Below are 11,148 nucleotides of genomic sequence, written 5' to 3'. Positions count from 1 at the left end.
GACTTATTAAGACGACTTATTAAATAGAGCTCAGATTCCCTTGGAAGGTAACATTTCCAATGGTAAATTCTGCATTCCATAAATTGGAGTAATTAGTACTAAAAGCATAAGCCAAGTTTGTTGATGCATGAGGAGCTAGTGGTAGATCGAGCGAAACTGTGCCGGCTTCTACACCGGAAACCTCATTGCCATTAACCTTTAGTTTTGGAGTTCCTAAAGCTTCAACTGGTAGGGCAACGTCATTAAGATTATGGATAAGCACATAAACAACCGAGCCGCTTCCCTGTGAGTTATAAGCAGTAGTTTGTAGTTCGTATTCGACATTAAGGCCGGTATCAACTGTTCGTTCGCGTAACGAGGTAGCGATAATTGGTGCTACTTCTTGCGCTTCAAAACCAGCATTCGCGGAAGTAGTAGGTGCTACGGTAATAGATTCCAGTGCCTGATCATGAGCATCGGAACCGCCACAGGCAGAAAGCGCCAACGCTACAGTAACGAAAGCGCTACCTATGGTTATATAGCGCGTAGTGTTCATGGTTCTCCCATCAAATTCTATGATCAACCAAACTGCATCGCGTTCAGTGCGAATCCTAACTTCCTGATTCTACCCATAAGCTGAATATGTGTAAGAATTTGGACATTTCCAAACCACCATTCTCTTTATTGCAATAAGGAAGCTCACCACCTTATGAATGCTATTGCTCGCATCCTGCGCAGTGCGTCAACTTTATGGCCCTATTATCTTGGCATTATTGTTTCCGCCGTACTTATTTCAATCCTCTCGCTTATTACTCCTTTTGTACTGCGCTCAGCTACTGACACCATTGTTGCCACCATCAGCGAACAAACAGATATTGGCGATGCCACTACAAAAATTATTTGGCTTGCCATTATTTTGCTTATTGTTGGTTTAACCAACACCATAGCCTCCAATATTGGCGGTTATATCGGCGATGTCATGAGCACAAAAATGCGTCAGATCCTTTCTACTCGCTACTACGCACAGTTGCTTGGTATGCCACAACGGTATTTTGATAATCAGGTTACTGGCACAATTATTTCCAGGCTCGATCGTTCGATTAGCTCGATTACCCAAACACTGCAATCTATATCAAATAACTTTTTCCCAATGATTATCACCCTGGTTGCTTGTCTCGGGGTATCAGCCTGGTACTACTGGCCGTTAGCATTGGCTTTGATCATCATTATTCCGATCTATATGTGGCTGACTTCGTTAACTAGCAAGCGGTGGCAAAACATCGAGGGGAAGAAAAATGAGCACATCGATCTTGCCGGTGGTCGTTTTGCTGAGGTTATTAGTCAAGTCAAAGTGGTAAAAAGCTTTGTCAGTGAACTGCGTGAACTAGCAAGTTTCTCCCAGCATTACACTGCTACTATTCGCTTTACCCGCAAACAATCACGGTGGTGGCACCTGATGGATAGTGTGCGTACCGGCATCATGGATGTCATTTTCTTCCTTATTTATCTGATTCTTTTTTATCGCACGCTTTATGGTTATTTCAGCCTTGGTGATCTTGTATTACTCATCCAAATCGTCAATATGGTTCGCGTTCCAATGACCATGATGAGCTGGGTTGTTGATACTACTCAGCGAGCAATTGCTGGCTCAAAAGATTATTTCGAGGTTATGGAAAAAGAATTAGAAAACACGGTCAATCCTCAATTAGTTGCAGCCACTAAAGCAGCACGTCTACCGGATATTCATCTTGAAGAAATCAAAGCTTTAACGCCTATCGACGGCACGCCTATGCTTGATCTTGACCGAGTTTCCTTTTCTTATGATGCCGGCGAGGATGTGTTACATGAAGTTTCATTAAGCGCTCGTCGGGGTGAAAAAATCGCACTAGTAGGTGAATCTGGTGGTGGGAAATCTACAATCGTCAATCTAATTTTAGGGTTATATCGTCCCACCGCTGGCACGCTCACAGTTGCTGGCCATAACACCACCGAGGTTTCCGCAGAAGAACTTCGTGCTTCAGTCGGCGTTGTCTTCCAAGAGTCTTCCCTATTTTCCGGAACAATCCGAGAAAATATCGCCTACGCTCGACCTTCTGCTTCATTAAAAGAAGTTATTGCGGTAGCTAAAAAAGCTAATGCCCATGATTTTATTATGAGCTTTAGCGATGGTTATGACACTCTCATTGGGGAACGTGGTCTGCGTCTTTCTGGTGGACAAAAACAACGTATCGCGGTAGCGCGTGCCATGTTAAAGGATGCTCCAGTGCTCGTGTTGGACGAGGCAACTTCTGCATTGGATACCAAAGCAGAAATTGCAGTTCAAGCGGGCCTAGAAGAATTAATGAAAGGCCGTACTACTCTGATTATTGCGCACCGTTTATCTACCATTGCAAATGTCGATACCATTATTACTTTGCGTAATGGACATGTCGATGAGATCGGGTCGCCGGCTGAACTTGCTACCTCAGGCGGTATTTATTCTGAATTATTAGCACTGACTAAAGACACCAATGAAGCTAATAAACAGCGGCTCAAGAAATTCGGTTTTAGCGTATAAAATAGCGAAGCTTTCTTCTTCTCAAAGTTTTACTGATGTATCAGAGCGCATATCTCCGTTTTCATTAAAATTCGCTGAGGATCACAAGCCGGCATATTTTTGATATAGATCAATTTTCTAAGGCTTATCAGGAATAAAAATGCCAGAAATATTTTCCGTAAAAATCCAAGGTCACAGTGGATGATAATGCTATTTTAGCGATCACAGCACGCATTGCATCTGTCCTCATTTTGTCACCTTAGGCCTCATAGTAGAAGAAGTGATATCTAAAATGAGTGCACTTGTGCAGTAATGTACAAGGGATAAAAGCTCAAATAGAGGAGATCCTATGCAATCAACCAGGAAGAACCAGCTCGTTGCTTTTCTTTCTACAAGCTTCTTGCTGTTTTCTATGTTCTTCGGAGCGGGAAATCTAATTTTCCCACCTATGCTCGGCTCCGGTTCCGGAGAAAATTTCTCCCAGGCCATCATAGGTTTTTTGCTCACAGGTGTAGCTTTACCAGTGATTGCAATTATTGCAGTGGCTCTTACCGGTAGAGATATTCGTGATCTTGGCGCGCGCGGTGGTGTTATCTTTGCTACCGGTTTCGCCTGTGTTGTCTATCTTTCTATCGGTGCTTTCTATGCTTTACCGCGCACAGGCGCAGTAAGCTTTTCGACGGCCGTCTCTCCTATTTTTGGCGTTGATTCCACACTTGCTAGTGCTATTTTTAACGCAATCTTTTTTGGTGGCAGTGTTCTTTTATCCTTGAATCCATCAAGTCTTGTTGATCGCCTAGGTAAAATCCTTACCCCGGTGTTATTAATTCTGCTGCTTCTACTTATTGTTGTTTCTGTTATCAAATTGCCACATGTTTCCTCACCGGCAACAGATACTTACGCTGATTCACCATTAACCATGGGTCTGCTTGAAGGCTATATGACCATGGATTCTTTGGCTGCGCTAGCCTATGGCATTATCATTGTCTCTGCCTTTTTAAACCAAGGTATTCCACTGGGTCGGTCTATGGTGAAGCGAGTAGGTGCAACTGGTGCTCTTGCTGGTGGTTTACTCGGGGTTATCTACATTGGTTTAGGCCTTATCGGTCATTGGCTTCCAGGTAGCCAGGATTATTCTGATGGCGCAGCTCTTCTTACTGATGCCTCACGCATCACCCTAGGGGCAAGCGGTCAGGTTATCTTTGGCTTGATCGTACTATTGGCTTGTGTCACCACTGCTGTCGGTTTATTAGCTGCGACCAGTGAATTTTTCCACCGCCTGGTACCAGCAATCTCTTATCGCAACTGGCTTTTCGGATTTGGCATTTGCTCCTTCCTTATTGCTTCTGCTGGGCTCAATGCTGTTTTATCCATGGCTGCACCAGTTATCGGCGCAATTTACCCCATTGCTATCACCGTGATCGCAATCATTATCTTTGAAACTGCGGTAAAGACTATCCCAGTTTTATGGGGCTTTAGGCTCAGCGTATGGACAGCTACGATTATTTCCACTATTTCCGCTTTTGCTCCTGCGGTATTGGACTGGTTGCCGCTAGCTGCCGACGGTTTCGGTTGGCTTGTTCCAACGCTGGTTGCTTTTATCATTGGTTACACCATCGATGCATTCGCGAGAAGGAATATTTCTATTGCTGAATCGGTTGCGGTCTAAGTAACTAACAACCAATTCAAGGGGCACCACATGAAGGCTACGCCTTTATCCATTCTTGATTTCGCCACAATTTTTAATAATGAACGACCTGGAATGAGCTTTTCCAGGTCAGTTGAACTTGCCCAGCGGGCAGAGGAATTAGATTTTCACCGCATCTGGTATGCCGAGCACCACAACATGCCCAGTATTTCTTCTTCCGCTCCGGCACTTCTGATTGCTCACGTCGGTGCACATACTTCGCGTATTCGCCTAGGTGCCGGCGGAGTGATGTTGCCTAATCACTCTCCCTATACGGTAGCTGAACAATTCGGTACCTTGGCGGAAATGTATGGTGATCGTATTGATCTTGGTTTAGGTCGTGCACCCGGAACCGATCAAAATACGCTTGGTAAAGCGTTACGACGAGCTCCACACGCTGCTGACTCTTTCCCACAAGATGTTATCGAATTACAAAAGTATCTTGCCGATGAATCGATAATTCCTGGTGTACGCGCTATTCCTGGCGCAGGTACTCAAGTACCGCTTTATATTCTTGGCTCTTCTACCTTCGGTGCTACGCTAGCAGCACAACTAGGGCTACCTTATTCTTTCGCCTCACATTTTGCCCCAGCGCAGTTAGAAGAGGCAGTGACACTGTATCGCAAAAATTTCCAACCTTCGCAAACACTAGCCAAGCCTTACGTGATTGCCGCAGTCAATGTCACTGCTGCAGATACTAATGAAGCTGCCTTTGCTCAGCGCACCGAGAACCAACGTCGCTGGGTGCGTAACATGCTAGTGCGTCAAGGTCAACGTATTAGCGATACCCAATTAGATCATGTTATGCAGACCTATCAAGCTCGGCAAGTACTTGATATGATGCGCTACACTGCGGTAGGAACCGGTGAAAGAGTGTGGCAGTATCTCACAGATTTCAGCCACACCGCACAAGCGGATGAACTAATGATTTCACTTCGTGCTCCAAGCTGGCAGCAAACCATGCGTGGTTTAGAAATTCTCGCCCACGCTCGAGAGCAAGATTAATAAAAGGAACCACCATTATGCGCATTTATATTGCTTCTGTTTTTGTCGATGATCTCGACCATGCCCATGATTTCTACACCACTACCCTCGGTTTCACGGTTAAAGATGATATTCGAAATGGTGATTTCCGATGGCTTACTTTAACTAGCGGTAATGATATGGAGTTACTTTTAGAGCCTAAAGGACACCCTGCGGCTGCGCCTTTTACTGCTGCACTTAAAACTGATGGAATTCCGCTGACTCAATTTGCTTCCGATGATATTACTGCTGAATATGAGCAGCTCGTAGCCAAAGGCGTCGAATTCAGCATGCCACCTACCGATGTCGGTCCAGCAATTATTGCTATTTTCGATGATACCTGCGGTAATTTAATCCAAATTATCCAGCTGAAAAAATAGTTTGTTTATCTCATATTAACGGCTAACCGGGTTTTAAAACCCGGTTAGCCTTTAGTTTCATTACACCTTGGCACCAGAAATAAAATTTTCTATTGTTTTCTTTTAACCTGCTTCGCTTAATTATTATCCCCGATGCAGTGAACCAATTTTATTAATGCGCACTTCGGGAGCAAGCGCACTGATTTGATCAGCTAATTCAAAAGGACGCGGACTTATTCCCCGAGAAAACTCTATGGTGTAATCCTTCAGCCCAACAACATTTTCGGTAACAAGATGTTGTGGAATAAACGTCACAAAACTACTACCGTTATCAGAAAAAATAGCAATGGCTGCTAGCTCTGCGAGTGGAAAAGAAATACCCGAATGAGAAATACATACCTGATTGTTGATAACTGCTAACGAACGCCTGCCTTTTATCCACCCGATAATGAGACTCAGTACCGCTACCAAAATACCCACAATCGGGGCTACCATGGCTATGGTATATAGCTTATGCAATGTACCAGTACTTTCTATACGTGCATAAAGAAGCACCCCTAAAACTACCGTCGTAAGGGTTACAAAAATAATGCACGTTGCTGTGGCTTTGGAGCACAGGAGTGCAGAGGCGGACAACCGTACCTTAATGGACACAGGATGAGTGTAACTGAATTATTTTTACACCCATTACTTTTTCGACTTTCAAAACATTTCACTTGTCGCTAGCATGCTTTCATGCCACGTAAATCGCATTTGTGCGCAATTATGATGACAACCGCGTTGATAAGTTCGTGCAGCGCAGGTCATACTGCATCGCAGTCCAGTGAGTTCTCTGCTACTGATCCCGCTTCACTAGTTGTTGGAGTATCTACTGCACCAGCAAGTCTTGATTTTACGACAACCTCTGGAGCCGCTATCGGACAGGCTCTTTTAGGCAATATTTATGAAACATTAGTCACAACAAACCAAAACGGTGAGCTAGTTCCCGGGCTAGCTAAAAGCTGGCATATATCTGAGGATGGATTACGTTATACCTTCTTCCTCAATGAGGGAGTCCGTTTTAGCAATAACGATCCTTTTAATGCTGAGTCAGCAAAATTTTCTATTGACCGAGTAAAATCCGATGCCTGGACAAATGGCTTAAAAAAAGGCATGGATGTTGTCGCTGAGACCACAGTAATCGATGAGTACACCCTTGAAGTAACTCTCGCACAGCGCTCAAATGCCTGGTTATGGTCAATGACCTCTCCTATTGGGGCAATGATGAGTCCTGGCGGAGTAGCTAACTTAGCTACTACTCCTATTGGTACCGGGCCGTATGTGCTCAACACGTGGGCGCAGGGAGTAAGCCTTTCTCTAACCCGTAATGAGGATTACTGGTCTACTCCGGCAGCAACTCCACGGGCAGTACTACGTTATTTCAGTGATGCTATTTCGCTTGCTAATGCAGTACGTTCCGGCGATATTGATATCGCTTTCGCACTACAGTCACCAGAGTTAATTGATTCGTTAAGTTCTGTGAACGGGCTAGTTATTGATGTGGGAACCACTAATGGCGAAGTACTACTCAGCATGAACAATAAGCGCGCGCCTTTTAACGATCTTCGTGTTCGTCAGGCGGTAATGTACGGGGTTGATCGCCAAGCAATTATCGATACCACCTGGGAAGGTTATGGGGTAGATACCGGTGGTACCCCAGTGCCGCCCACTGATGCGTGGTATTCCGGTAAAAGCCAATACGATTTCAATCCTGAGCGCGCCCGTGAGCTTATGGTTGAAGCTGGTGCTATGGGCACCCCCATTACTATTTCTGTACCTAGTCTTCCCTACGCACAAAATGCTTCTGAAATTCTTTATTCGCAGCTAGAAGACATTGGCTTTAAAGTCACTATTGAATCCACAGAATTCCCAGCAGTCTGGATAGCAAAAGTACTGCGCGGACATGATTACGATATGTCGGTCATCGCCCATGTGGAAGCTCGCGATATTTCCCATCTTTTTGCTAACCCTGATTACTACTTAGGTTATGATTCCCCTACGTTCCGCGAAGCACTTGCTCAAGCAGATACGGCTCCAGAGGCACAATACGTAGAAAAAATGCGTGCGGCTATAGACATAGTTATGGATGAAGCAGCCGCAGACACTCTTTATAATCTTCCCAATATTGTAGTGCACCGCGATACCATCACCGAAGTACCGGTGAATGCCAATAGTGATGGTCTTCGACTTGCTCAAATCGAGAAAAAATTATGAAAAATCTGCTTCGATTCTTTAGCAAATATCTCATTACTTTGATTGTTGCTAGTCTGCTTATTTTCTTCCTTCTTCGGGTAGCTCCTGGTGATCCAGCAGCTATTGCATTAGGGGTAACTGCAACTGAAGAAAGTCTGGCGGCTCTTCGAGAGCAAATGGGGTTAAACCGACCACTTATCATTCAGTATTTTGATTGGATCTATGGTCTGCTCCGCGGCGACTTTGGTATTTCTTTAACCTCTCAAACCGAAATATCAGACTTGATTATTGATCGTATGCAGGTATCACTTATTTTGGTGCTCTGCTCGCTTGCTTTTGCGCTAACAATTGCTATTCCTTTTGGCCTATGGGCTGCCCGACGCGCCAACCATAGCGATGGTGTTGTGGTATCAATACTTAGCCAGCTTGGTATTGCGGTCCCTAGTTTCTTGGCGGCTATTTTATTGGTGATACTTTTTAGTATTCACCTAGGGTGGTTACCTCCTGGTGGCTGGGTAGTTCCCAAGGAAGATCCCGCTGGTTTTATACAACGACTAATTTTGCCAGTGGTTTCTTTAGGCATTGTTCAAGCTGCTATTTTGACTCGATACATCCGCTCAGCAGTACTTGATGTTATGAATGAAGATTTTATCCGTACTGCCCGTGCAAAAGGTCTTAGTCCAGCGCGTGCTTTGCGTGCGCATGGCTTGCGTAATGCTGCGCTACCAGTGATTACAATTTTAGGTATTCAACTTACTGGATTAATCATTGGTGCCGTAATTATTGAAAAAGTCTTTGTTTTGCCAGGTATTGGCACGATGTTGTTAACTGCTGTGACTAATCGTGATTTACCTACAGTACAAACAATTGTCATGTTGCTAGTCGTTTTTGCGGTCATCCTTAATGCGCTTATCGACGCTATCTACGTTGTCATTGATCCTCGAATTAGAAATAAGGAAAAGGCTCATGCGTAATCGTTCTCTATTTATTGGCGCAATCATCGTAAGTTTTATTACCGGGCTAGCGCTGCTCTCTTTATTATGGACTCCTTATGAACCTACTCATGCTGACGCAATTAATCGTTTAGCTGGTTCTTCGTTGCAGCATCTGCTTGGTACTGATCGCTATGGGCGTGATGTGCTAAGTCAAATTATGGTTGGTGCTCGAATAACCCTATTAGTTGGGGTAGTTGCGGTATCAGTTGCTGCATTAATTGGTGTTCCACTAGGAGTTATTGCCGGTATGAAGCGTGGTTTTATTAATACCGTGATTATGCGCTCTTCTGACATTGTGCTGGCTTTTCCTACCTTGCTGATGGCTATTATTTTTACCGCAGCGTTTGGTGCATCAACAGTTACCGCCATGATTGCTATTGGCATTGCCAGTGTGCCGGCCTTTGCCCGGGTTTCTCGTGCGGCCACTTTATCAATAATGGAGCGCGAGTTTATTACCGCTGCTCGGTTGGCTAAAAAAACTACTTTTTTTATTGCCACACGCCATGTGTTGCCTAATATTTTCAGCATAGTTATTGTGCAGGCATCTATTGCTTTTGCACTTGCTATTTTGGCTGAGGCTGGGTTGAGTTTTCTTGGTTTAGGAACTCCGCCGCCAGATCCTAGTTGGGGACGAATGCTACAAAGTGCCCAATCTTCTTTAGCTACTGCACCACAACTTGCGCTATGGCCGGGGCTATTTATTGCTCTTGCTGTACTAGGTTTTAATTTACTCGGTGATGGCCTCCGCGATCATTTCGACCCGAAGAATCGAAAGGCACGCAATGTTACTTAAAGTAGACAATCTCAGTGTGTATAACGTTGTCGATCAGATTTCTTTTGCTGTCGAAAAAGGACAAAGAGTTGGGTTAATCGGAGAATCCGGCTCTGGAAAAACCCTAACAGCACTATCAATTATGCGATTGGTGGAATCGCGTGGGCATATTCGCCTTGGGGATACTGCTCTTAGCGAACTCAGTGAAACCCAATTATGTTCAATTCGGGGTAAACGAGTCGCTATGGTTTTTCAAGAACCAATGACTGCGCTTAATCCGCTTATGAAGGTAGGTCGACAAGTACTTGAGGCAATTCAAATTCATGCTCGGGGTTCCAAGGCACAAGCATTAGCGTTGTTTAAAGCCGTTGAACTTGATGAGTCTTTATACTCGCGCTACCCACATGAGCTTTCTGGTGGCCAGCGTCAGCGCATTATTATTGCTATGGCTTTGGCACACAATCCAGAATTATTAATCTGTGATGAACCCACCACGGCCTTAGATGTGACCAGCCAAAAAGCTATTGTTGATCTTATTATTCGCCTGGTCGAAGAACGGGAAATGGGCTTATTGTTTATTACTCACGATCTTGGCCTAGTAGCGCGCACTTGTGAACGCATTATTGTCATGCGCAATGGAATAATCTGTGAGCAAGGTTCTACTGATCAAGTGCTAAAAAATCCCCACCACGAGTACACTCGTGCGCTTATTTCTGCCTCTATTCTGCCGTCAACTAAGCGTGACACATCAAGTAATAAAGTTGTTGTCGAGGTTAACAATGTCAGCAAGATTTATCGTAAAGCAACAGCGGTTCGTGATGTTTCATTAACGGTGTCCAAAGGACAACGCATGGGTATTATCGGTGGTTCTGGATCAGGTAAAACTACCCTGCTTAATATGATCGCCGGGCTTTCTACTCCAACCCAAGGTAGTATTCATACCCAGGGAAAAATCCAAATGGTTTTCCAAGATCCATACAGTTGTCTGGATCCTCGGATGCGGATTCGAGAAATTATTGCTGAGCCTCTCGATATTGTCAACGATGAACGTATCGATGAAGTACTTCGTGAGGTAGGTCTTGATCCACAGTTAAAAAACCGTTTTCCACATGAGTTTTCCGGTGGCCAGCGCCAGCGTATTGCATTGGCTCGTGCGCTTGCTCCTCGACCAGATATCTTACTTGCCGATGAACCTGTTTCAGCGCTAGATATTTCAGTACGTAAAACTGTTTTAGAGTTACTCGATAAATTAGTTACTGAACATGGGCTTAGTCTTATCTTTGTTTCTCATGATATTCATGTGGTGCGCTCAGTATGCACCCAGGTAACCGTTATGCACCACGGCGAAATAGTCGAGGAAGGCCACACCAGCGAGGTTTTACACAATCCTCAGCACGCTTATACTCGTCAGCTTATCGACGCTGTGCCCACGCTTTCCTGACCGTCTTTAGGAATCGTAAACGCACAACAAAACTGAACTACTTAATAAACGTTCCTCATCGTAGGAAAAAGTCTGTTCTAAGTAGTCCAGTTCTTGCATAAACTTATTCTAACGCTCTAACACA

10 protein-coding genes are annotated in these 11,148 nt (G+C 44.6%); 8 read left to right on the top strand and 2 right to left on the bottom strand.

From position 1 onward, the window contains the following. Positions 1-19: 19 nt before the first annotated feature. The gene (locus UL82_RS03570; protein ID WP_046439048.1) at positions 20-535 is read right to left on the bottom strand and encodes a hypothetical protein; all 516 of its coding nucleotides are present in this window, start codon (positions 533-535) and stop codon (positions 20-22) included. A 153-nt stretch (positions 536-688) separates the two neighbouring features. Here UL82_RS03570 and UL82_RS03565 point away from each other — a divergent pair, with 153 nt between their 5' ends. From UL82_RS03565 to UL82_RS03550, 4 genes are all read left to right on the top strand, one after another. Continuing rightward, entirely contained in the window at positions 689-2,536 is a 1,848-nt protein-coding gene (locus UL82_RS03565; RefSeq protein WP_046439047.1) for an ABC transporter ATP-binding protein, read from the top strand. Positions 2,537-2,864: 328 nt separating this feature from the next. Continuing rightward, complete coding sequence (gene brnQ, locus UL82_RS03560; protein WP_046439046.1) at positions 2,865-4,184, top strand: branched-chain amino acid transport system II carrier protein; 1,320 nt, start codon at positions 2,865-2,867, stop codon at positions 4,182-4,184. A gap of 30 nt (positions 4,185-4,214) precedes the next feature. Continuing rightward, positions 4,215-5,207, top strand: a complete 993-nt coding sequence (locus tag UL82_RS03555; RefSeq protein WP_046439045.1) for an LLM class flavin-dependent oxidoreductase — start codon at positions 4,215-4,217, stop codon at positions 5,205-5,207. Positions 5,208-5,224: 17 nt separating this feature from the next. After that, positions 5,225-5,605, top strand: a complete 381-nt coding sequence (locus UL82_RS03550; protein ID WP_046439044.1) for a VOC family protein — start codon at positions 5,225-5,227, stop codon at positions 5,603-5,605. A gap of 123 nt (positions 5,606-5,728) precedes the next feature. On the opposite strand, the gene UL82_RS03545 is transcribed toward UL82_RS03550, so the two are convergent. Beyond that, positions 5,729-6,238, bottom strand: coding sequence for a hypothetical protein (locus UL82_RS03545; RefSeq protein ID WP_046439043.1), 510 nt, complete (start codon positions 6,236-6,238; stop codon positions 5,729-5,731). An 81-nt stretch (positions 6,239-6,319) separates the two neighbouring features. On the opposite strand from UL82_RS03545, the gene UL82_RS03540 reads away from it, so the two are divergent. The 4 genes from UL82_RS03540 to UL82_RS03525 are packed head-to-tail and all read left to right on the top strand — an operon-like array spanning position 6,320 to position 11,024. Beyond that, positions 6,320-7,837: an ABC transporter substrate-binding protein gene (locus UL82_RS03540; RefSeq protein WP_046439042.1), complete on the top strand. Its 1,518-nt coding sequence runs from the start codon at positions 6,320-6,322 to the stop codon at positions 7,835-7,837. Then, positions 7,831-8,790, top strand: coding sequence for an ABC transporter permease (locus UL82_RS03535; RefSeq protein ID WP_407921688.1), 960 nt, complete (start codon positions 7,831-7,833; stop codon positions 8,788-8,790). Before UL82_RS03540 ends, UL82_RS03535 begins: the two co-directional genes overlap by 7 nt. Next, positions 8,783-9,604 carry an ABC transporter permease gene (locus UL82_RS03530; protein ID WP_046439040.1) on the top strand — a complete coding sequence of 274 codons (822 nt, stop codon included), beginning with the start codon at positions 8,783-8,785 and terminating at the stop codon, positions 9,602-9,604. Before UL82_RS03535 ends, UL82_RS03530 begins: the two co-directional genes overlap by 8 nt. Continuing rightward, entirely contained in the window at positions 9,594-11,024 is a 1,431-nt protein-coding gene (locus UL82_RS03525; protein ID WP_046439039.1) for an ATP-binding cassette domain-containing protein, read from the top strand. Before UL82_RS03530 ends, UL82_RS03525 begins: the two co-directional genes overlap by 11 nt. The last annotated feature ends 124 nt before the right edge of the window (positions 11,025-11,148 follow it).

This window comes from Corynebacterium kutscheri, assembly GCF_000980835.1.
In the GTDB taxonomy this organism is placed as follows: Bacteria; Actinomycetota; Actinomycetes; order Mycobacteriales; family Mycobacteriaceae; genus Corynebacterium; species Corynebacterium kutscheri.
Note: the sequence above shows the minus strand (reverse complement) of the source record. Positions and strands in the feature narration are given on the sequence as shown.

Excerpts from the sequence above, each read along its gene's own strand:
- UL82_RS03525 (WP_046439039.1), top strand. The coding sequence starts at position 9,594 with ATGTTACTTAAAGTAGACAATCTCAGTGTGTATAACGTTGTCGATCAG.
- UL82_RS03550 (WP_046439044.1), top strand. The coding sequence starts at position 5,225 with ATGCGCATTTATATTGCTTCTGTTTTTGTCGATGATCTCGACCATGCC.
- UL82_RS03570 (WP_046439048.1), bottom strand. The coding sequence starts at position 535 with ATGAACACTACGCGCTATATAACCATAGGTAGCGCTTTCGTTACTGTA.
- UL82_RS03540 (WP_046439042.1), top strand. The coding sequence starts at position 6,320 with ATGCCACGTAAATCGCATTTGTGCGCAATTATGATGACAACCGCGTTG.
- UL82_RS03565 (WP_046439047.1), top strand. The coding sequence starts at position 689 with ATGAATGCTATTGCTCGCATCCTGCGCAGTGCGTCAACTTTATGGCCC.
- UL82_RS03530 (WP_046439040.1), top strand. The coding sequence starts at position 8,783 with ATGCGTAATCGTTCTCTATTTATTGGCGCAATCATCGTAAGTTTTATT.
- brnQ (WP_046439046.1), top strand. The coding sequence starts at position 2,865 with ATGCAATCAACCAGGAAGAACCAGCTCGTTGCTTTTCTTTCTACAAGC.
- UL82_RS03555 (WP_046439045.1), top strand. The coding sequence starts at position 4,215 with ATGAAGGCTACGCCTTTATCCATTCTTGATTTCGCCACAATTTTTAAT.